Origin of the sequence: Alcanivorax sp. (genome assembly GCF_002726155.1) — a bacterium.
Taxonomy (GTDB): Bacteria; Pseudomonadota; Gammaproteobacteria; order Pseudomonadales; family Alcanivoracaceae; genus Alcanivorax.
In genome coordinates, this window is the sequence record NZ_PBSH01000042.1 from 1 (window position 1) to 20848 (window position 20848).

A 20848-nucleotide genomic window follows, 5' to 3' on the forward strand; every position below is an offset into this window, starting at 1 on the left:
GCGGATGCCAGCCGTCCGGTTGACGTTCGGCCAGTACAAACTGGAACGGGTGCAGCCCGGGCAATCCCAGGCGGATATCCGTGGCCAGCAGCCTGCCTTTTTGCTCATCCACCGCCACAAACCCACGGGTAAAGCGCAACAGGGTACGCCCGGCGGGCAGCGACCGGATCGCCGCTAACCGTTGTGTGTCACGGGGAAAGGCTTCCACCTGCAACGGTGCATCGCCATCCAGAATCCCCGTCAGAATTTCCAGCCGTTGCTGCTCGCCCAGCACCGTGATTCGCCACAAGAGTGTGGAAAATGGCATCGGCTGCACCAACCGTGGCGCCTGAGACAAACCCCGTTCGGCCAGCACCGGCATTACCCGCTGGGTCATCGCATACTGGGCCGCCAGGCTCCATGCCAGGTACAGGGACGACACAGCAAGGCCGCCAATCAACACCCGCCCGGACGGTGGCTTCGCCACTGCCCACAGGACCGCGATCAGTAACGGCAAGGTATAAAGCGGATCAATGATGAAGACACTGCTGATGGCCACCGGATCACCCAGTGGCCAGAACAACTGGGTGCCATAAGTGGTAAACGCATCCAGCAACGGATGCGTAATCAGACACAACCCGGTGAACAGCCACCAGCGTCGCAACGGGATCTGTGTCTGCCAGCGGGACAGGCACAGGGCCAGCAGCAGCGATACCGGCAACAACACCAGCAGGGAATGGCTGAAACCGCGATGCTCGGTGAAATTGGCCACCGCATCGCCGTAATCAATCAGCACATCCAGATCGGGCAGGGTGCCCAGCAAGGCGCCACCGAGCAAAGCCCGGCGGCCCAGCGTGCGGGAGAGAACGGCGCCCCCGACGGAGGCGCCCAATACGGCCTGAGACAATGAATCCATGAATTACTCGACGGCAGGCGGAGCGACAGTATCGCATCCCGCCTGCCAACAGGCCGTCAATACGGCATTAACCCGCTACGCCCCACAGGCCCTTCAGGCTGTTCAGTGCGGTCGCGCCAACGCCTTCACCGCCCAGGAAGCCGAGAATCTTCGGCGCAAACTGGGAGATCATGTCCGGGCTCAGGCCCAGTGCGCTGAAGGCTTTGGATACACCCTGCAAAGAAGAAATATTACCCAGCATGGAGGAGGCCATGCCACCATCGCCACCCAGCAGGGAATCCAGCCCCGGCACCTTGTTCATGATGCCGCTGAACTGATCGCCCGACAGGTTGTTCTGGGCCATGGCCAACAAGGCACCGGCACCGCCTGCTGCCTGCTGCTGAGTCACACCCAAATCGGTGGACAGGGAATCCACCAATGCCTTGGCTTCACCGGTCACCGCCAGTTTGCTGTTGGCGCTGTCCATAGCTCCGGTAGCGGCTTCGTTAGCCTGGTTCACGCTGGCATTGGCCTTGTCGGACGCGTCATTCACGGCCTTGTTGGCCGAGTCGGTCATGGATTTCAGATCAAAGGCCTGGGCCGGCGCACTCAGGACCAGGCACAGCGAGGCGCCCATCAAGCCAAAACGAAAAGCGTTCATAGTTGCTCCTTGGTTATCGTCAATCATCCCTGTTCAGAGGGGAACAGTATGGCAAACCTTACCCATGGAAAAAGATGACGGCCATCACTTTGTGCACGCTTTGCGCAGGGGGTCATTCAAGCGGCTGCTGACATTTCTGCAATAACCCGAGCAACTGTTCCTGCTCACTGCGGTTCAAGCCTTGCAGAAGCTCGGCAAATGCCGCCCGGCGAATCTGCTCGGCGGCATCCGCCATGGCCTGCCCCTGCTCACTGAGGAAAAGGCGCACCTTGCGGCCATCATCCGGGTCGGCTTCCCGGCGTATCAGCCCCTGCGCTTCCAGTGCCTTGATCTTGCGGGTGAGCTGCGCCTTGTCACGGGCCTGGTGGCGCGCCAGGCACTGGGGTGTGGCGCCCGGCGTATTCAGCAGAAACTGCAGCAGGCCAATATCCGGCGGACCCAGCGACACCGGTAGCGTGGACAGCGGTTCACGCATGGCCCCACGCAGCCGGTTCAATGTGGCAGTGAAAGCCCGACCAAGGGGCACGGTAATGTCATCAGACATGGCGTTCTCGTAGCGGTCAAAGTAGTTGACATGGTCAACTTTTAGGCAGAATATAGTTGACATTATCAACTTAATGCACAGGATTTACTACCATGGAACATGCTCACGGATTCGCCGCCACCGGTCAGGCCTCCCTGTATCTGAAAAAACTCTGCCGCCATTTCAGCCACAAGCTGGAAACACAGTTCGACGACCACAACGGAGTCATCCGTTTTCCGTTCGGCACCTGCGAGCTAAGCGCGGACGAACAGGCCTTGCATCTGCACTGCCAAGCCGGCAGCAATGATCTGGGGCGCCTGCGCGAGATCATCGACAGCCACCTGGCCCGCTTTACCACCCGCGAACCGGTGACCTTGCGCTGGCACTGAAACCGCGACTCATACCGGCAGGCGCTACTGCTCCGGCACGTTGTACTTGAAACGGGGCAGATGCCACTCATAACGAATCGCCAGCATGCGCATCAGAAAGCCGCTGGCCAGCGTGATCAGCGTGATCGCCATTTCACCCAGCGGGGTGAATTGCAGCAGTAGATACAAGCAAGCCGCGCCCAGCGAGATCACCGCATACAGTTCTTTCTGAAATACCAGCGGCATGCGGTTACACAGCAGATCACGAATCACACCACCAAAAATACCGGTGATCAAGCCGGCCAACACCGCCACCGGCGCCCCCAGCTCCATGCCCTGAGCCACCTTCACACCAATCACCGTGAACACCATCAGCCCGAGCGCATCCAGCACCAGAAACAGCATGCGCAGGCGCTGCATCAGCGGTGCCACCCAGGTGGTTACCAGTGCCGCGACCGCCGTCAGGCCCAGATATTCCGGGTGCACGACCCAGACCAGCGGATAGTGCCCGAGCAGCACATCACGCATGGAGCCGCCGCCCATGGCCGTCACACAGGCCACCATGACGACTCCGAACAGGTCCATACGCAGCCGCCCTGCCGCCAGCGCGCCGGTCATGGCTTCCGCAGTAATACCAATGAGATAAAGTGCCAGCAACAGATCCATGTGAGCCGCCTCACTGTGCGTTACGTCCCGTAGAAAGAGCAGAATCAAACAAGGCGTATGCTGTGTTTGTCCAGCACAATCCGGCGCGCCTTGTAGAGCCCGCCAATGGCCTGCTTGAAGGCATTCTTGCTGCAACGGAAAGTCTGAAAAATGGCTTCCGGCGAACTCTTGTCCCCCAATGGCAGTTCGCCACCGGCCTTTTCCAGTGCCGCCAGAATCTGCTCCGTAAGCCCATCGCTTTTCGCCGCACCCGGCGCGTTCAATGACAAGCTGAGTTTCTGATCCTGACGCAAGCGCTGCACATAACCGGTCACCCTTTGTCCCGGGCGCAATGGCGCACGCAGTTCACTGGCCGCAATCATTCCCCAGGCATGATCATCCACCACTACCTTGTAGCCCAGGTCGGTGCTGTGCGCTGCCACCAGCGAGACCTCATCTCCCTGCTGATACGCCTGACAGGTATCGGACAGGAACCGATCCAGCTGGGCACTAACCATCAGCCGCCCTTCCCGGTCCGAAGTCAGTATCACCAGCACCCAGCTCTCTTCCCGCACCGGCCCTTTTTGTTCAGCGAACGGCAGCAGCAAATCCTTGGGCATGCCCCAGTCCACAAATGCCCCCACCTTGCTGGTGGAAACCACTTTCAGTAACGCCACCTGGCCAAGCTGTATTCGCGGGGTGCGCAGGCTGGCCATGGGCCGCCCTTCACCATCGCTGTACAGCGTGACCATGACACTGTCACCGGGGCCCAGCGTCTGGCCCTCCACTTCCCGGGACGGCAACAACACTTCGCCCAGCTCGCCACCATCCAGCAACAAGCCATTACGAATGACTTTGAGAACTTCCAGGGAATGGCGAGTGCCGAGTTTGGGGGATACAGTCATGGATCGGGCCTGTTTGGTTGAAGTGTGCACCACGCTTCACATGAGTTTTGCGCAAGCGGCTACGTTCTGGTTTCCCTGATCGCCCTGCGGGCGATGGCCTCGCTGTGCGAGGTTCGTTCCCTGGAAGGGAACTCCTACAGCCACTTGGTAGCGGCCTTTACCACATCAGGTCATCGGGGATCGGGAAGTCCTTGTAGGGGTCATCCTCGTCCACGGCATCATTGCCACGCTCATTGAGCAACAACACTGCGGCCTCGTCCCGTTGGCGGATTTTCTCTGCCACCACGGTTGGCACCAGCTCGAAGCTCTCACCCAAAGCCACGATGGCGATCTGGCCGCGCTCCAGCTGCTTCTGCTGTTTACCGGTCACGTAGGCTTTCTTGATCTTCTTGTCCTGCACGAACTGGAAAGCCACTTCGCCGTTGTTCCGGTCCAGCCGGCTTTGCTCGATCATCTGCTTGATCTGCGCGGCAATTTCTTTCTTTTCCCGCTCGGCCTTGCGCTCGGCTTCGCGCTGTCGGTCTGCCTCGGCCTTTTCTTCACGCAAGCGACGGGCACGATCCGCCGGATCTTCCAGTTCGATCTCGCCGCGCTTGGCCTTGTTTACATCCTCGCGTTTCTGCTGCTTGGCCTTGCGGGCTTTTTTCTCGTCCGCCAGACCCGCTTTCATCAATTGCTTCTGCAGTGAATTCGCCATGATGTTCTCTCTTTCTCCATGAACAGATTGCCCCCGGTCAGGGCAGGGGCCGTCAAAAAATCACTATCGCGGTCCCAGCGGTGACGCTGGCGCTTTGCCTAGCAACGGCTGGGCACGGTGAAAACGGGTGTCGTAACCGGGCTGCCAGGGAAACACGCCTTTCGGATCCGGCCACACCATTTGCAGCGCCGGGTACGGTGCCGGCAGGCTCTGGTAGAACCAGTTGGCAAAGCCCAGGTATTCCTTGTAATGCGGAAACGCCACCGGCAGGAACATCACCTCCAGACCGTCGGCAATATCGTTATACAGGCGGTACGGCTGGTAAGGCTTTTTCAGGCCACGAATCCGCACCGCCGCGCTGTCCAGCAGCTTGCTGGCCAGCGCATCTTTCAAACCAACGACAATCAGTTCCGGATGATTAAGGTTGAGAAAATGCCCCACGCTGAAGGTGTAGCCGGGCTGGCCATCGCCACCGGAAACGGCAAAGTGGTGCCAACCCTTGCGCTGGATATCCGCTAGCAGCGCTTTATCTTCTGCATCTTCCGGCTGCGGATAACGGAATTTGCCAGGCATTTCATCAAGAAACATAGAACTCATCATCAGGTTCAAGCAGCGCGCGGGGGCACTGCCAGGCGGTTTCGCGGTGTGATCGCAATCATAACAGACTCCGCCTTCACTTGGTGACACCCCCCGCACCTGCAATACTGGGGCAAATTCAGAACAACGAGGATTCCCCATGAAACGTGCAGGCTTGCTGGTAACCGCGCTACTGGCCACCCCTCTCGCCCACGCGGCCCCCGGCGTAGCGATCTATGGTGGCGGTTATACCTGGGATACGGAGCTGGAAGGCAATGTGGCTTCCGGTGGCGCCAACATCGATGTGCAGGATGATCTGGGCTTCAACGAGGCCGACCAGAGCGTGCTCTATCTGGGGGTGGAACACGCCGTGCCAGTGATCCCCAATGTGCGCCTGCGCTATATCGATCTGTCTGACAGCGCCAGCAATATCATCAGCCGCAGCTTCACATTCAATGGGCAAAACTTTGTTGCCAACACCCGCGTCGCCACGGACTTTGATCTGGAAATGCTGGACGGCACCTTTTACTACAGCCCCATCGACAATGCGCTGAAAGTGGATCTCGGTCTGACCGTGCGCCAAATGGATGGTGACTTGCGGCTGAACAGCCTGGTGGGAAAAACCTCCCTGAGCATTGATGAGACCTTGCCCATGCTGCACGCAGGTGCCCGGGCACAGCTTCCGATTCCCGGCGTGTATGTGGGCGCGGAAGTGAACGCCATTTCCTACGACGGCAGCAAGATGAACGACTATAACGCCCGTGTGGGTTGGCGTTCAGATTACCTGCTTGGCCTGGAGCTGGGGTACAGCCGCATGAACATCGAGCTGGATGATGTGAATAATCTGGATACCGACCTGGAAGTCGGCGGGCCCTATTTCGCCATTTCACTGGGCATTTAGGGCGCCTCTGAAAAGGTGGCGGGCAGGTCGAATTCACCCGAGGGCACAGAGAGTCTGAAAGGCGTAATCCGAATCCGGTGACAGCGCCACGAGAAAGACAGTCTGTCGGCTTACGGTTACGCCCTCTCTGTGCCCTCGGGTAAAGCCGACCTACCAATGTCACCGCCCGCCGTTACTGTAGGTGCACGAACTCGCGGCGAATCGAATCAATGCGCGCATCTTTTTCCTGCCAGAGTTCACTCACCCACTGCTGAATCTCTTCACGGAACACCGGATCGTCCTGATAGTCGCTGCGCCACAGCCGCGGCTCCAACGGGCAGGTGCGCACGTCCACGATCACTCTTTGCACCTTGCCACTGAGCAAATCCCAGAACCCTGGCGTCTCGTCCTCCGGGTACACCACCGTCACATCCAGCAGCGCATCCAGGTTATCTCCCAGCGCTGCCAATACAAACGCCACCCCACCCGCCTTGGGTTTAAGAAGGTTCCGGTAGGGAGACTGCTGCGCCGCCTGCTTGGCAGGGGTGAACCGGGTGCCTTCCAGAAAATTCACCACCGTCACCGGGATACCCTGAAATTTTTCGCAGGCTCGCCGGGTAATGTCCAGATCCTGGCCTTTCAGGTGCGGATTCTTTTTCAGGAATGCCTTGCTGTAACGCTTCATAAAAGGGTAATCCAGCGCCCAGAACGCCAGCCCGAGAAACGGCACCCAGATCAGTTCCTTTTTGAGAAAGAACTTGAAGTATGGCGTCTTGCGATTAAACGTCTGCACCAGTGCCGGGATATCCACCCAGGACTGATGATTACTGACAACCAGGTAGGAGGTGTCCTTGCGCAGGGATTCCACCCCACGGATCTCCCAGTAAGTGGGCGTGAGAAGCGCAAAGATCCCCTTGCAGATTTCCGCCCAGCTCTCCGCAATCCACATGACCGTGGCAGAGCAGGCACGCTTCGCCGTCACACCGGGCAGTACCAGCTTCAGAAGCGCCACCAGCAACATCGGGCCAATCAATACCAGGGTGTTTAGCAACAGCATTATAATGGCAAGGATACCCGTCAGCATTCCGTGCAAACCTCGTTAGTTACAATCCCTATCCACTCGCCGCGGGCCTGCCCGGCGAACCTTTTTACTGCTGGAGAATCTGTTACGGCAGCAGTATTCCTCTGTGCACAGAAAAAAGGCCGGCTGCGCGCTCGCATTACCGGCCTTTCCCGCTCTATGTCCGCACGATCAACCCTTGCGTTCCACAGACATGGCATCCACATTCTGGAAGCCGCGCGGCAGCTTCGCACCACGCCGGCCACGCTCGCCATAATAGTGCTCAAGATCACCGGCTTTCAGGGTCAGGTGACGCTTGCCCGCATAGAGTGTCAGCGCATCGTCCGGACCAACCACCTGAACGTCCTGCACGAATTCCACCCGCTCGGCCACACGCGCACCCGGAATCGACATCATCTTGTTGCCCTTGCCGCGTACCATTTCCGGCAACTCGCTGACCGGGAACACCAACAGCCGACCTTCATTGGAAACCAGCGCAATGCGGTCATCCGCCGTGGAGGCAATCGGTTGTGGCGACAACACACGCGCGCCCTTTGGAACATTAAGTACCGTCTTGCCCGCTTTCTTGTTCGCCAGCAAGTCTGCATAGCGCACCACGAAACCGTAACCGGCATCTGTGCTCATCAGGTAGGCATCCTTGTCCTTGCCCATCACCGCCGCCATAAAGCTGGCCCCGGAAGGCGGATTCACCCGGCCAGACAGGGGCTCACCCTGCCCCCGCGCACTGGGCAAGGTGTGCGCCGGCAACGAATAGGTCCGCCCGGTGCTATCGATGAAGCAGACCGGCTGGTTGGATTTGCCTTTGGCGCTGGCCTTGTACTTGTCACCCGCCTTGTAACTGAGCCCTTCCACGTCCACTTCGTGTCCCTTGGCGGCACGCACCCAGCCTTTTTCCGACAGCACCACGGTCACCGGGTCGGCGCTGAGCAGGTCGGTCTCATCCAGGGCCTTCGCGTCATCTCGCTCCACCAGAGGCGAGCGGCGGTCATCACCGTATGTCTCGGCGTCTTCCTTCAGCTCTTTGGCTACCAGCTTCTTCATTTTCGCCATGGAGCCCAAAGTGGTTTCCAGGTATTCGCGTTCTTCGTTGAGCTCATCCTGCTCACCGCGAATCTTCATTTCTTCCAGTTTCGCCAAATGGCGCAACTTCAATTCCAGAATTGCTTCCGCCTGACGGTCGCTGATACCAAACCGCTCCATCAATACCGGCTTGGGCGCGTCTTCGGTACGAATGATATGGATCACTTCATCAATATTCAGGAACGCGGCCAACAAGCCTTCCAAAATATGCAGGCGTTCCAGCACTTTATCGAGACGATACTGCAGACGGCGACGCACCGTCACCATACGGAACTGCAGCCACTCGTTCAGAATCATATCCAGGCTTTTCACCTGGGGCCGGCCATCAATGCCGATCATGTTCAGGTTAACCCGGTAGTTTTTCTCCAGGTCAGTGCTGGCAAACAGGTGACTCATCAACTGTTCCACGTCCACCCGATTAGAGCGCGGGGTAATCACCAGGCGGGTCGGGTTTTCATGATCGGATTCATCACGCAGATCGCTGACCATAGGCAGCTTTTTCTTGTTCATCTGATCGGCGATCTGTTCCAGCACCTTGGCGCCCGACACTTGGTACGGCAACGCCGTCACCACGATGTCGCCGTCTTCGCGCTCGTATACGGCACGCTGCTTCAGAGAGCCTTTGCCCTCGGCATACATACGAATAATGTCGTTGATCGGGGTGATCACTTCCGCTTCGGTAGGAAAGTCCGGGCCCTTGATGTACTGCATCAAATCGTCCAGCGAGGCACCGGGATCTTTCAGCAGGTGAATACAGGCATTGGCCACTTCGCGCAGATTGTGCGGGGGAATATCCGTGCTCATGCCCACGGCAATGCCGGTGGTGCCATTAAGCAACACATTGGGCAGCCGGGCCGGCAGCAGCTTGGGCTCCTCCATGGTGCCATCGAAATTGGGCAACCATTCCACCGTCCCCTGACCCAGCTCGGACAACAGCACTTCCGCATACGGCGCCAGTTTCGATTCCGTATAACGCATGGCGGCAAACGATTTCGGGTCATCCGCGCTACCCCAGTTCCCCTGCCCATCCACCAACGGATAGCGGTAACTGAACGGCTGCGCCATCAACACCATCGCCTCGTAGCAGGCAGAATCCCCATGAGGGTGATACTTACCCAGCACATCACCCACCGTACGCGCGGACTTCTTGTACTTGGACGAGGCCTTCAGGCCCAGCTCACTCATGGCGTACACGATACGCCGCTGCACCGGCTTGAGGCCGTCACCAATATTGGGCAGGGCCCGATCCAGAATCACGTACATGGAATAATCCAGGTACGCTTTTTCGGTGTATTCCTTTAACGGAAAACTTTCAAATTCGTCAGCCATGTTTGCTCGCTATACTCGCTGGCCTGCACGCTTACACGCATCACGCAACACGCTGTCGTTACGCTTTACGAGAAAACCAAACCAGCAATACGTTCCAATTTTTATGAACCTTTGCGCTCCAGAAAACACACTCAGCGTGCTGCGTGAAGCCTGTTGCGTGAAGCGTTTCTATATTTCCGCCAGATTGCCTTTTTCTTCCAGCCAGACCTTGCGGTCGGATGCGCGCTTTTTGCTCAGCAGCATATCCATCAGCTGGTGGGTGCCGTCATCGGCGGAGACACCCAGGCGCACCAAGCGGCGAGTGTCGCGGGCCATGGTGGTTTCGCGCAATTGCAGCGGGTTCATTTCACCCAAACCCTTGAAGCGGGTCACGTTCACCTTGCCGCGTTTTTTCTCGGCCTTGATACGGTCCAGCACGCCATCGCGCTCTTCCTTATCCAGGGCGTAATACACTTCCTTGCCCACGTCGATGCGATACAGCGGCGGCATAGCCACGAACACATGACCGCTTTTGACTAGTGCTGGGAAGTGGCGCAAAAACAAGGCACAGATCAGCGTGGCGATGTGCAGACCATCAGAGTCCGCATCGGCAAGAATGCAAACCTTGCCGTAACGCAGGCTGCCGAGATCATCACTGCCGGGCTCGATGCCCAGGGCCACAGCGATATCGTGAATTTCCTGGCTGCCCAGCACCTCGTTGGAATCCACTTCCCAGGTGTTCATGATCTTGCCGCGCAGGGGCATGATCGCCTGATACACCCGGTCACGGGCCTGTTTGGCGCTGCCGCCCGCCGAGTCCCCTTCCACCAGGAAGATTTCACTCTGGGACGGATCATCGCTGGTGCAGTCTGCCAGCTTGCCGGGCAAGGCCGGGCCACTGGTGACTTTTTTCCGGGTAACTTTCTTGGCCGCCCGCAAACGCTTCTGGGCGTTATTGATGCACAGGTCCGCCAGCTTTTCGGCTTCATCGGTGTGCTGGTTCAGCCACAGGGAAAACGCATCCTTCACCACGCCGGAGACAAAGGCTGCGGTCTGGCGGGAACTCAAGCGCTCCTTGGTCTGCCCGGCGAATTGTGGGTCCTGCATTTTCACGCTCAGCACGAAGGCAGCCCGATCCCAGATGTCTTCCGGGGTCAGTTTGACGCCACGGGGCAACAGGTTTCGGAATTCACAGAACTCGCGCATGGCCTCCAGCAAGCCGGAACGCAAACCGTTCACATGGGTGCCGCCCTGGGCCGTGGGGATCAGGTTTACATACGCTTCCTGAATCAGCTCACCGCCTTCCGGCAGCCAGGTCACAGCCCAATCCACCGCTTCGGTTTCTGCGCTCATTGCGCCGTTGAACGGCTCCTGCGGCACGCGCTCCCAGCCGCGACTGGACTCCAGCAGGTATTCGATCAGCCCATCATCGAATTGCCAGGCGTCGCTCTCGCCGGTGAGCTGGTTATCCAAGGTCACCAACAGGCCCGGACAGAGTACCGCCTTGGCCCGCAACAGGTGCTTGAGGCGAGTCACCGACATTTTCGGCGAATCGAAATACTTGGCATCGGGCCAGAAGCGCAAAATGGTGCCGGTGTTGCGCTTGCCAACCGTATCGATCACTTCCAGATCGCTGCGCTTTTCGCCATCACCGAATTCCATGCGGTGCAGCTGACCATCACGCTTGACCAGAATCTCCAGTTTAGTGGACAGAGCGTTCACCACGGACACGCCCACGCCGTGCAGGCCACCACTAAACTGGTAGTTGTTATTGGAGAACTTGCCCCCGGAGTGCAGGGTGGAGAGGATCACTTCCACACCCGGTTTTTTCTGTACCGGATGCATGTCCACGGGCATGCCGCGGCCATCGTCTTCCACTTCCACGCCGCCATCCTTGAGCAGGGTGACCTTGATCGACTTGGCATGGCCAGCCAGCGCTTCATCCACCGAGTTGTCGATGACTTCCTGGGCAAGGTGATTGGGGCGGGAGGTATCGGTGTACATGCCCGGGCGCTTACGCACCGGGTCCAGGCCCGACAACACTTCAATATTTTCGGACGTATAGTTATTGGCCATAGATTTTCCAGAAGCACCAGACGCAGGACGCCAGATGCCGGACGCATGATGTATCACACGTCCAGCATCTGGCCTCGGGCATCAGGCGTGTATTTCAATCCCACAAAACCGCAGCATCAGCGGTATGAAGGCGTCAAAGTTATCAAAGCCGTGGCTGCCACCCAAGCCACAATAGCGGTGACAGTCGCCGTAATAGTCCCAGCCGTCTTCCCAGTTAAGGGTTTCGTCACCGGTCTGGGTCAGCAACAGCAGGTTTTCCGGCTGGGTGATCTCTGTCACTTCGTAGCGCCGTAACTGCTCCAGCCAGACCGGATCGAACTGGTAGGCTTCGCCAGTATGGTAGTTATGCTGGATACCTGTGTATTTGTCCAGTAGTCGCCACGGTCTGACCGCAGGATTTACGATTGCAGCCTTCAAATCGTGGTGCTCCGCCAGCCAGGTGGCATAGAAACCGCCCAGCGACGAGCCCAACAGCGCCACCGGCCCGGCCCCGGCAATAGCCGCATCCAGTTCGGCCATGGCCAGCCGTGGCGATGGCGGCAACGTCGGCACGATCAATCGTTCCGGGCACCCGGCCTGCTCGAACACCGAGCGCAGCAGCCCCGCCTTGTGGGACGCAGGCGAGCTGTTAAAGCCATGAATATAGATGAGAGACGTTTCCGGGACAGCCATGGCAAAACCCGTTAATAGTGGAGAGTTGAACGTTGACAGCGAAACGGCATCAACAGCTCCGCAAACTGTCCACTATCAACTTTCAACTATCAACTGATTCAGTAACCTTTGACCGTGAAATCCACCTCGAAGGTGATGCCTTCCACCCGGCTCACCCCTGTGTCGATCTGACCATCCGGGTGCAAATCCAGCCAGCGGTAGCCTGGATTGGCATCATCCACGGCAAAGTCTTCGCTCTTGGGCTTGAACTGCACGCAGGTGCTGGGTACCGCCATCATCCGCACCCCGTTGCGGTGCGCATCATACTCCTGGTGCACATGCCCCCAGATAATGGCGCGCATCCGTTCATGGCGGTCGATGACCTGGAAAAACTGGTCGGCACTGCCCACCACCTGGGTATCCAGCCAGGTGCACTCCATCGGTACCGGGTGGTGATGCAGGCACACCATCAGGTGCTCACCGGTGGCGTCTCGCAGGGCGGTATCAAGAAATTTCAGATCTTCATCGAACAAATCGCCGGGCACCTCACCGGGAATGGTGGAGTCCAGCATGACAATGGTCCAGTTGCCCACATTCAGCACGCACGGACTCATTTTTTCGCGGTGGGCTTCCAGCGCCTGCAACATGGGCGCGGGCTTGTCGTGATTACCTTCCAGCCAGTAAACCGGCACATCGAAACCGGACAGGGCGCGATCCAGGCGCTCGTAGGATTCGTAGGAGGCATCCTGGGACAGGTCCCCGGTGGCCAGAATCAAATCCGGATTGGGTTGTTCCTTGCGAATCAGCTCCAGCACCTTGTCCAGACTGAACTGGGTATTCAAACCCAGCAGCTTGCCTTGTGGATCGGCAAACAAATGGCAGTCTGACAACTGCACGACTCGAAGGGGCTGCAACTGCTGCGTCAAGATCCCCGCTCCCGTAACCGTTTATAGGGTCCCATGTCTCATTGGCAGCCCCTCCTTGTACTCCCCAGTACCGCAGGGCTGCCCTTGGCCTCACTTATAACCAAGATGATGGCACTTTTCTAGGAAACAGGTCCAAGAGCAGGAATTGGTTACCATTTCTCCACGAAGAAGCCGCAGAGCGGGTTGATTCTGTGTCCTGAGAGTGGCAGACACTCACAGCGCCATCTGCTCAGCTACCGGTGACCTGCTGCCGCCAGGCCTGGCCACTGTCGCGGCCGTGGTCATGGAGATGACGCAGCCATTCCGCCAAAAACCGGTTCCACTGCACCTTCTCGTCACGCTGGTGCATGTTCCGGTTGGGGTAGGCATAGCGGGCATTCACCCGCCGGAAAGGACGCGCTTCGGTGACCTCCGCCAATCGCGCATCGTGATACATGCGCACGGTGAGCCGGGAGGCCGGCAAGGTTTCCAGCAACTCCTGGTCTTCCAGGCGCACGGTGGTGGTGTAGGGCGAGCGCTCCAGCACACGCATCTGCAGGGTATGGGGATGCAGGTCATGCCCCACGTCCACCGCCATGCTGTCACGTTCACCCAGCGCCTTCATCAACGGCAACAGGCGTGCATAGTTTTCCTCGCACTGGGTCATCAGCGCACGAAAATCCAGCCGGTAACGTTCGCGGCGGCTCATTGCCCGCCCCAGCTTGCATCCAGCCGGGCACGGTTCAACAGCAACCATTGCAGGGCAATCAGCGATGCGGCGTTATCCACCTGCCCGCTTTCCAGCAGCGCAGGGATCTCATCGGCGCTGATCGTCAGCGCACGAATGTCTTCGCCCTCGTCCGGACAGCCGAAGATCCCCCCCGCGCCAGCCAGGTCCGCATGACCAACAAACACCTGCAGGCGCTCGTTGGTGCCACCCGGGCTGGGCATGTATGCCGCGATGGACTCCATGGCCCCCAGGGTCAGCCCGGCCTCTTCCACCGCTTCACGGCGAATCAGGTCAGCGGCACTTTCTCCATCCTTGTCGGCAATGCCTGCAATCAATTCCAGGCACCAGGGGCTATGCCGCCACTCCAGCGCCCCGACACGGAACTGCTCCACCATCAGAATCTCGCCACGCACCGGATCGTAGGGCAGCACAGCCGACGCCGGTGGGCGCACAAACAATTCCCGGCGAACCGGCTCGCCCCAGCCACCGTTGTAATGCTTGTGGCGCAAGGTCAGCGTGTCCACCCGGAAGAAGCCCTGGAACGGCGTCTCCCGTTCCAGCACTTCCACGTCCTGCGGGCCGAATGGCGGTGTCAGCGAATGATTACTCATGGGCCTCATGATAAAGCGCGGAGCCCTGCTCGCGGAACTCCTTGGATTTTTCTTCCATGCCCGCTTCAGCCTGTGCCACCTGGGCGGTGCCATCCCCGTAGATCTCACGGACTTCCTGGCTGATCTTCATGGAGCAGAATTTCGGCCCGCACATGGAACAGAAATGCGCCACCTTATGGGCCTGCTTGGGCAGGGTCTCATCGTGGTATTCACGGGCCCGGTCCGGGTCCAGCCCCAGGTTGAACTGATCTTCCCAGCGGAATTCGAACCGCGCCTTGGACAGGGCATTGTCACGCAACTGCGCGCCGGGGTGCCCCTTCGCCAGATCCGCCGCGTGGGCAGCGATCTTGTAGGCGATGATGCCTTCCTTCACGTCTTCACGATTGGGCAGTCCCAGGTGCTCCTTGGGCGTCACGTAGCAAAGCATGGCGGTGCCATACCAGCCGATCATGGCCGCGCCGATGGCGCTGGAAATGTGATCGTAGCCGGGAGAAATATCGATGGTCAGCGGGCCAAGCGTGTAGAACGGCGCTTCACCACAGTGCTCCAGCTGCTCGTCCATATTGGCCTTGATCATGTGCATGGGTACATGGCCGGGGCCTTCGATCATCACCTGCACGTCGTGCTTCCAGGCTATCTTGGTCAGCTCACCCAGGGTGCGCAGCTCGCTGAACTGGGCTTCGTCATTGGCATCGGCCAGGGACCCGGGGCGCAGGCCATCGCCGAGACTAAAGGTCACGTCGTAGGCCTTCATGATCTCGCAGATGTCTTCGAAATGGGTGTAGAGGAAGCTTTCCTCATGGTGCGCCAGGCACCACTTGGCCATGATGGAGCCACCCCGCGAAACGATACCGGTAACCCGGTTGGCGGTCATCGGCACGTAGCGCAACAGCACGCCCGCGTGGATGGTGAAGTAGCTCACCCCCTGCTCGGCCTGCTCGACCAGGGTGTCGCGGAAGATTTCCCAGGTCAGGTCTTCGGCCACACCGTTGACCTTTTCCAGCGCCTGATAGATGGGCACCGTGCCGATGGGCACCGGCGAGTTACGCAGGATCCACTCGCGGGTTTCATGAATATTATCGCCGGTGGACAGGTCCATCACCGTGTCGCCGCCCCAGCGGGTAGCCCAGGTCATCTTGGACACTTCCTCTTCGATGGAGGAGGTCACCGCGGAGTTGCCGATATTGGCGTTGATCTTGGTCAGGAAGTTGCGGCCGATAATCATCGGCTCGATTTCCGGGTGGTTGATGTTCACCGGAATCACCGCCCGGCCGCGGGCCACTTCATCACGGACGAATTCCGGGGTGATCTCCGCCGGAATCGCTGCACCGAAGCTCTGCCCCGGATGCTGGTTCACCGGCAAGCCCGCCTCGCGATGCTCACGCAGGCGCTGATTCTCGCGAATGGCGATGTATTCCATCTCCGGGGTAATGATGCCCTGACGCGCGTAATGCATCTGGCTCACATTCTTGCCCGCACGGGCACGGCGCGGAATGCGGGTATGCTCAAAGCGCAGACCCGCCTTGGCTACATCATTGGCCCGCTTGCGACCGTACTCACTGGACAGGCCGTCCAGCTGTTCGGTGTCTTCACGCTCATCAATCCAGGCCTCCCGAATTGGGTTCAGCCCTTTACGGATGTCGATTTGAGTATCCGGATCGGTATAGGGACCAGAGGTATCATAAACCGACAGGGGTGGGTTATCCTCGAACTTTCCGTCCGCCAATGGGGTCGGATGCTGTTGGATTTCCCGCATGGGTACACGAATGTCCGGGCGTGAGCCGGTGACATAGATCTTTCGTGAACCCGCGATAGGCTGGCAGGATTCGTCAATGGCGTTGGCGATGGGGCGCTGATCGTCTGGCACGTCGGCCTCCAGAAGCAAATAAGGGAAATTCAGGAATGGCGGACACTATACGCCAGCGTCCAACAGCCAAACAACCGCGGAACTGGCCCAAACAGGCAGTGTTAATTTTCTGTACTTGCCAGTACCATAATGATTAATCAGACACACAAAAAGAGTGCACCAGAATGAAGCGCAGCCCGGCAACGCCCCTAGTTCTTCTCCTTACCTCACTGGCCAGTGCCGTTCAGGCCGCTGATCTTACTGACGTCGCCAACGCAGCCTGGAGCTACGACGGCACCTGGCGCGCCGCGCGGATGAACTGGAATGCAGACCAGGAGCTGATGGTACAAGGCCGCGCTGCCCTGTTCCCGAACGTGTCCGCCAGCTACGGACGCTATGACAACGACCGGGAAATCGAAGACCTGAACGTGGACCAGAGCTACGGCAGCGAGGTCAGCACCTTTACCCTGACCCAGCCGCTGTTCCGTGTTGATGCCTGGTATGGCTATAAAGAAGCACAATCGAGCACCGATATCGCGCAGGCCAATTTCGAGCAGGCCCGCCAGGATTTTGTGCTGCGTGTGGCTCAGGGTTATTTCGGCGTGCTGCGTGCCTGGGACACCTGGGTATCTGCCAAAGCGGAAGAAAAAGCCATCGGCCGCCAACTGGAACAGACCCAGGAGCGCTTTGATGTGGGCCTGGTGCCGGCCACCGACGTGGAAGAAGCGCAAGCCACCTACGACCTGACCCAGGTAAACCTGATTGTGGCTCGCCAGCAATACGACATTGCCCGTGACCAGCTGGAAACCCTCACCGGCCAGCAGTGGCAAACCCTGCTGGAACTGCGCGATGAATTGCCCATGGAAGGTCCCCAGCCCACGGACATGAACGACTGGATCGAAAAAGCCAAGGTGCAGAACCCGCAGGTGCAGGCTGCTCTCTATAACACAGAGCTCACAGAGAACACCGCCAAACGCCAGCTCGGCGCGCAACTGCCCCAGGTGCAACTGGTGGCTCAGTACCAGCATTCCCACCTATCACCGGACGAAGATCCCAACGCAACGGGCATTAACTCCAACAGTTCCCTGTTCGACACCCAGAATCGCCAGATCGGTGTGGAAGTGAGTATGCCCCTGTTCCAGGGTGGCGGCCTGAACAGCCGTCGCAAGGAAGCCTACCTGCGTGCCGATGCGGCGGATTTCCAGTACGACCAAGCGGTACGCGATATTGTGCAACAGGCGCGCAGCGCCTACCGCACCGTGGAAGCCGATGCCCTGCGCATCAAGGCACGCCAACAAGCCATTCGCTCCACCCGCTCGGCATTGGACGCCACCCAGTCCGGCTATGAAGTGGGCACCCGTAACGTGGTCGACGTACTCAACGCACAGCGCGCCTTGTTTGCCGCCGAGCGTGACTACGCCAACGCCCGCTACGACTACATCATCAACTCGCTGACCCTGAAATCCACCACCGGCGACCTGCAACAAGGTGATCTGGCCGCGGTGAATAACTGGCTGGCGCCGGATCAGACTCTGGATCTCTACAACCCGGATCTGGAAGGCCAAAGTGAAGAAATGATGCAAGACAACTCGCCGATCAACTGAGGCAGCTCAGCCTGACGCAAACACGCGGGCATCGCCCCGGATCATAAAAAAACCGCTACCCGGCAACGGCTAGCGGTTTTTTTATGCACAACCTGCGGCAAGCACCCCGTAGATCGTCGCATTAGCCCGAAGGGCGTAATCCGACATTCATCTCCATGGCGATCAACCCCAGCCCTTTTTCCAGCGCACCGCGATTCGCTTCCACCACCGCCGCGGCGGCCTGGCCCTGCCGGGCACATTGGTCCGGGTCACTCATCAATACCTGCAGCGCATCACCCAACGCTTCGCCACTGTCGACCACACTGAGTCCGCCAGCATCATCCAGCAGTTGCGCGATGGCGGTGAAATTATGCAGGTGCGGGCCGGTGAGCACCGGCTTTTCCCAGGCGGCCGGCTCCAGCAGATTGTGGCCGCCCACGGGCACCAATGAACCGCCCACAAAAGCCACATCACAGGCACCAAACAGCATCAGCAATTCGCCCATGGTATCGGCCAGGTACACCGCCGCATGGGCGGCCGGTTCCTGCTGGCTACGGCGGGCCACTGACAAGCCCGCTTCGCGCACCTGATCGGCAACCCCATCAAACCGTTCCGGGTGCCGGGGCACCAGAATCAGCAACGCATCCGGCTTCTGTTCACGCAACGTCTTGTGCGCCGCCAGCACCAGCGCGTCCTCCCCCGGATGAGTGCTGGCCGCAATCCATACTGGCCGGTCGCCAAACGTGGTACGCAAATCCAACGCGGCCTGTTGCACCGCCGCATCCAGGGTCATATCGAATTTCACACTGCCAATGGGATACACCCGCTCCGGCCAGGCACCCAGTGCCATATAACGCTCGGCTTCCACCCGGGTCTGCACGGCAAGTGCATCAAAGCGCGCCATCATCGGGCGAATCAGGCGCGGCAGTTTGCTGTAACCCCGATAACTTTTCTCCGACAACCGCCCGTTCATCAGCATCAGTTTTGCGCCATGGCGCTTCACCGCCGCGCACAGGTTGGGCCACAGCTCGGTCTCCAACACAATCACCAGTTGCGGATCAAAAGCGCGCATAAAGCGCGTCAGTGCTGTGGGCAATTCCCAGGGACAGTACACATGGGTCACCCGGTCGCCGAACAGCGCCTGTACCCGCTCGGAGCCCGTCGGCGTGGTGGTGGTAACCAGCAGAGGCACCTCCGGGTACTGCGCCAGCAACCGCTCGATCAACGGCGCCGCCGCCAGCGTTTCCCCCACCGATACCGCGTGCACCCAAAGGCTGTTTTTCAATGTGCCGGGGCGGTAGCCCCACGCCATCCGTTCTTTCCAGCGCAACCGATAGGCCGGCGCCTTTCTGCCGCGCAGCCACAGGCGCAAAAAAAGAAAAGGAAGCAGCACATACCACAGGGCGGAATAAACAGTTCGCATAAATATTCTTGTCTCGGTGTCAGGACGGCTTGTGGGCAGCGTAACAGGCAATAAACCGCGGAATTCATGTTGCCTGTTATGGCGCCTGTGTACGTGCCAGCGGCTTGGCCTATGCTAGCATAGCCGCACTGTTCAACGATGGTGAGCCATGAGTGACTCAACCCTGAAACCCGACACACTCCGCCCGGACATTGTAATCTTTGGTGGCGGCATCGCCGGCCTATGGCTGATCAACCGGCTCAACGCCGCCGGCTACCAATGCCTGCTGCTGGAATCCGCCACTCTCGGCGGCGACCAGACCCTGGCCAGCCAGGGCATTATCCATGGCGGCCTCAAGTACGCCCTGGGCGGCAACCTGTCCAACGAGTCCGAAGCCATTTCCGACATGCCTGATCGCTGGCGTGCCGCCATGGCCGGCGATGATCCGGTGGACCTGCGCAACCTGAACGTCCTGAGTGACACCCAGCACATGTGGTCCAGCGGCTCCGTGGCCTCACGGATGACCAATTTTTTCGCCAGCAAGATGCTGCGCGGCCGCATTGAAAAGCTCAAGCGCGGCCATTTCCCCAGCGCGCTGGCCAACAAGGCCTTCAAGGGCAACGTCTATAAACTGGACGATCTGGTCATCAACACTGAATCCCTGATCGAAACACTCAGCGCTCCGGTCCGCAACCGGCTACTGGCATTCAACAGCGAGCGCGATACGCTGGAATGGGATGGGAGCGGCCTGCGCGCCGCCACGGTTAACGGCCAACGCATTGAACCGCGGCTGACCCTGCTGGCCGCCGGCAACGGCAACCCGGCGTTGCTGGAAGGCGCCCATCAGGCCCACCTGCTGGAACAGGAACAGAGTCAGTTGCGACCTCTCAAAATGGTGCTGGTAAAACACGATCTGGGCCATCGCCTGTATGCCCATTGTGTCGGTACCAGCAACAAACCCGTGCTCACCGTCACCACCCACGATTGCCCGGACGGCAAGGTGGTGTGGTACCTGGGCGGTGACCTGGCAGAACGGGGAGTGGAGCGCACCGATCAGGAACAACTGGCCGCCGGCCGTGACGAGCTCCGGCAGCTGTTCCCCTGGCTGGATTTCAGCAACGCCGAATTCGCAACCCTGGATGTGACCCGCGCCGAACCCAGACAACAGGCGCTGGTAAAACCGGATAATGCCTACGCTCGCCGAGACCAGAACCTGATCATCGCCTGGCCCACCAAACTTACTCTGGCGCCGGATCTGGGCGACCGGGTCATGGCGCTGATGGAAGAAAGCGGCCTTCAACCCGGCGAACCGCTAACGATACCGACAGAGCTTGAGCTGGCTCCCATGGGTGTGCCGTACTGGCATCGCTGTTTTTGAAATTCCCCACTGCAGGAGCGCCCCAAAAACCGTATCGAGAAGCGAGTTACGAGTCGCGAAAATCCAAA

The 20848-nt window shown here is 59.2% G+C and carries 20 protein-coding genes; 4 read left to right on the plus strand and 16 right to left on the minus strand.

Features of this window, described 5'->3' with window-relative positions; all coding sequences use genetic code 11:
• From CL546_RS13275 to CL546_RS13285, 3 genes are all read right to left on the minus strand, one after another.
• Window positions 1-895 (minus strand): metal-dependent hydrolase (locus CL546_RS13275; RefSeq protein WP_290495769.1); only part of this gene is annotated, 895 nt, incomplete at its 3' end.
• A gap of 67 nt (window positions 896-962) precedes the next feature.
• Window positions 963-1535 (minus strand): DUF2780 domain-containing protein, encoded by a 573-nt coding sequence (locus CL546_RS13280; RefSeq protein ID WP_290495770.1) that lies wholly within the window; start codon window positions 1533-1535, stop codon window positions 963-965.
• Window positions 1536-1647: 112 nt separating this feature from the next.
• Window positions 1648-2079, minus strand: coding sequence for a MarR family winged helix-turn-helix transcriptional regulator (locus CL546_RS13285; protein ID WP_290495771.1), 432 nt, complete (start codon window positions 2077-2079; stop codon window positions 1648-1650).
• A 92-nt stretch (window positions 2080-2171) separates the two neighbouring features.
• Here CL546_RS13285 and CL546_RS13290 point away from each other — a divergent pair, with 92 nt between their 5' ends.
• On the plus strand, window positions 2172-2447 hold the full coding sequence (locus tag CL546_RS13290) for a DUF2218 domain-containing protein (protein ID WP_290495772.1): 276 nt from the start codon (window positions 2172-2174) through the stop codon (window positions 2445-2447).
• 24 nt (window positions 2448-2471) lie between these two features.
• On the opposite strand, the gene CL546_RS13295 is transcribed toward CL546_RS13290, so the two are convergent.
• The 4 genes from CL546_RS13295 to CL546_RS13310 all read right to left on the minus strand — a co-directional run bounded on the left by CL546_RS13295 (window position 2472) and on the right by CL546_RS13310 (window position 5261).
• Window positions 2472-3092: a trimeric intracellular cation channel family protein gene (locus CL546_RS13295; RefSeq protein ID WP_290495774.1), complete on the minus strand. Its 621-nt coding sequence runs from the start codon at window positions 3090-3092 to the stop codon at window positions 2472-2474.
• Between the two features lie 44 nt (window positions 3093-3136).
• On the minus strand, window positions 3137-3976 hold the full coding sequence (locus CL546_RS13300) for a CvfB family protein (protein ID WP_290495776.1): 840 nt from the start codon (window positions 3974-3976) through the stop codon (window positions 3137-3139).
• Between the two features lie 157 nt (window positions 3977-4133).
• The gene (locus CL546_RS13305) at window positions 4134-4673 is read right to left on the minus strand and encodes a DUF2058 domain-containing protein (RefSeq protein ID WP_290495778.1); all 540 of its coding nucleotides are present in this window, start codon (window positions 4671-4673) and stop codon (window positions 4134-4136) included.
• 63 nt (window positions 4674-4736) lie between these two features.
• Window positions 4737-5261, minus strand: a complete 525-nt coding sequence (locus tag CL546_RS13310) for a DUF4262 domain-containing protein (protein WP_290495779.1) — start codon at window positions 5259-5261, stop codon at window positions 4737-4739.
• A gap of 148 nt (window positions 5262-5409) precedes the next feature.
• Between CL546_RS13310 and CL546_RS13315 the strand changes: the two genes are divergently transcribed.
• Window positions 5410-6150, plus strand: coding sequence for a TIGR04219 family outer membrane beta-barrel protein (locus CL546_RS13315; protein WP_290495781.1), 741 nt, complete (start codon window positions 5410-5412; stop codon window positions 6148-6150).
• 172 nt (window positions 6151-6322) lie between these two features.
• Here the strand turns inward: CL546_RS13315 and CL546_RS13320 are convergent, their stop codons facing one another.
• From CL546_RS13320 to thiC, 8 genes are all read right to left on the minus strand, one after another.
• The gene (locus CL546_RS13320) at window positions 6323-7213 is read right to left on the minus strand and encodes an acyltransferase (RefSeq protein ID WP_290495782.1); all 891 of its coding nucleotides are present in this window, start codon (window positions 7211-7213) and stop codon (window positions 6323-6325) included.
• Between the two features lie 168 nt (window positions 7214-7381).
• Window positions 7382-9619 carry a DNA topoisomerase IV subunit A gene (gene parC / locus CL546_RS13325; protein WP_290495783.1) on the minus strand — a complete coding sequence of 746 codons (2238 nt, stop codon included), beginning with the start codon at window positions 9617-9619 and terminating at the stop codon, window positions 7382-7384.
• 168 nt (window positions 9620-9787) lie between these two features.
• Window positions 9788-11674, minus strand: a complete 1887-nt coding sequence (gene parE, locus CL546_RS13330; RefSeq protein ID WP_290495784.1) for a DNA topoisomerase IV subunit B — start codon at window positions 11672-11674, stop codon at window positions 9788-9790.
• Window positions 11675-11755: 81 nt separating this feature from the next.
• Window positions 11756-12346 (minus strand): YqiA/YcfP family alpha/beta fold hydrolase, encoded by a 591-nt coding sequence (locus tag CL546_RS13335; protein WP_290495785.1) that lies wholly within the window; start codon window positions 12344-12346, stop codon window positions 11756-11758.
• 98 nt (window positions 12347-12444) lie between these two features.
• Complete coding sequence (gene cpdA / locus CL546_RS13340) at window positions 12445-13251, minus strand: 3',5'-cyclic-AMP phosphodiesterase (protein ID WP_039926751.1); 807 nt, start codon at window positions 13249-13251, stop codon at window positions 12445-12447.
• A gap of 229 nt (window positions 13252-13480) precedes the next feature.
• Entirely contained in the window at window positions 13481-13939 is a 459-nt protein-coding gene (locus CL546_RS13345) for a DUF1249 domain-containing protein (protein WP_007148940.1), read from the minus strand.
• Window positions 13936-14571, minus strand: a complete 636-nt coding sequence (locus CL546_RS13350; RefSeq protein WP_290495786.1) for an NUDIX domain-containing protein — start codon at window positions 14569-14571, stop codon at window positions 13936-13938. Before CL546_RS13350 ends, CL546_RS13345 begins: the two co-directional genes overlap by 4 nt.
• Window positions 14564-16438, minus strand: coding sequence for a phosphomethylpyrimidine synthase ThiC (gene thiC / locus CL546_RS13355; RefSeq protein ID WP_290495788.1), 1875 nt, complete (start codon window positions 16436-16438; stop codon window positions 14564-14566). The genes CL546_RS13350 and thiC overlap by 8 nt, the downstream gene beginning before the upstream one ends.
• Window positions 16439-16602: 164 nt before the next feature.
• On the opposite strand from thiC, the gene CL546_RS13360 reads away from it, so the two are divergent.
• Window positions 16603-18021, plus strand: a complete 1419-nt coding sequence (locus CL546_RS13360; protein ID WP_290495791.1) for a TolC family outer membrane protein — start codon at window positions 16603-16605, stop codon at window positions 18019-18021.
• A gap of 121 nt (window positions 18022-18142) precedes the next feature.
• Here the strand turns inward: CL546_RS13360 and waaA are convergent, their stop codons facing one another.
• Window positions 18143-19423 carry a lipid IV(A) 3-deoxy-D-manno-octulosonic acid transferase gene (gene waaA / locus CL546_RS13365; RefSeq protein WP_290495793.1) on the minus strand — a complete coding sequence of 427 codons (1281 nt, stop codon included), beginning with the start codon at window positions 19421-19423 and terminating at the stop codon, window positions 18143-18145.
• Between the two features lie 148 nt (window positions 19424-19571).
• Here waaA and CL546_RS13370 point away from each other — a divergent pair, with 148 nt between their 5' ends.
• A complete protein-coding gene (locus CL546_RS13370; RefSeq protein ID WP_290495796.1) occupies window positions 19572-20780 on the plus strand; it encodes an FAD-dependent oxidoreductase in 1209 nt (402 codons plus the stop codon).
• The last annotated feature ends 68 nt before the right edge of the window (window positions 20781-20848 follow it).

Coding starts and splice junctions, on each gene's coding strand:
- CL546_RS13285 (WP_290495771.1), bottom strand. CDS start 2,079: ATGTCTGATGACATTACCGTGCCCCTTGGTCGGGCTTTCACTGCCACA.
- CL546_RS13315 (WP_290495781.1), top strand. CDS start 5,410: ATGAAACGTGCAGGCTTGCTGGTAACCGCGCTACTGGCCACCCCTCTC.
- CL546_RS13345 (WP_007148940.1), bottom strand. CDS start 13,939: ATGAGCCGCCGCGAACGTTACCGGCTGGATTTTCGTGCGCTGATGACC.
- CL546_RS13320 (WP_290495782.1), bottom strand. CDS start 7,213: ATGCTGACGGGTATCCTTGCCATTATAATGCTGTTGCTAAACACCCTG.
- parE (WP_290495784.1), bottom strand. CDS start 11,674: ATGGCCAATAACTATACGTCCGAAAATATTGAAGTGTTGTCGGGCCTG.
- CL546_RS13310 (WP_290495779.1), bottom strand. CDS start 5,261: ATGTTTCTTGATGAAATGCCTGGCAAATTCCGTTATCCGCAGCCGGAA.
- CL546_RS13295 (WP_290495774.1), bottom strand. CDS start 3,092: ATGGATCTGTTGCTGGCACTTTATCTCATTGGTATTACTGCGGAAGCC.
- CL546_RS13280 (WP_290495770.1), bottom strand. CDS start 1,535: ATGAACGCTTTTCGTTTTGGCTTGATGGGCGCCTCGCTGTGCCTGGTC.
- waaA (WP_290495793.1), bottom strand. CDS start 19,423: ATGCGAACTGTTTATTCCGCCCTGTGGTATGTGCTGCTTCCTTTTCTT.
- CL546_RS13335 (WP_290495785.1), bottom strand. CDS start 12,346: ATGGCTGTCCCGGAAACGTCTCTCATCTATATTCATGGCTTTAACAGC.
- CL546_RS13290 (WP_290495772.1), top strand. CDS start 2,172: ATGGAACATGCTCACGGATTCGCCGCCACCGGTCAGGCCTCCCTGTAT.
- CL546_RS13300 (WP_290495776.1), bottom strand. CDS start 3,976: ATGACTGTATCCCCCAAACTCGGCACTCGCCATTCCCTGGAAGTTCTC.
- CL546_RS13360 (WP_290495791.1), top strand. CDS start 16,603: ATGAAGCGCAGCCCGGCAACGCCCCTAGTTCTTCTCCTTACCTCACTG.
- parC (WP_290495783.1), bottom strand. CDS start 9,619: ATGGCTGACGAATTTGAAAGTTTTCCGTTAAAGGAATACACCGAAAAA.
- CL546_RS13350 (WP_290495786.1), bottom strand. CDS start 14,571: ATGAGTAATCATTCGCTGACACCGCCATTCGGCCCGCAGGACGTGGAA.
- CL546_RS13370 (WP_290495796.1), top strand. CDS start 19,572: ATGAGTGACTCAACCCTGAAACCCGACACACTCCGCCCGGACATTGTA.
- CL546_RS13305 (WP_290495778.1), bottom strand. CDS start 4,673: ATGGCGAATTCACTGCAGAAGCAATTGATGAAAGCGGGTCTGGCGGAC.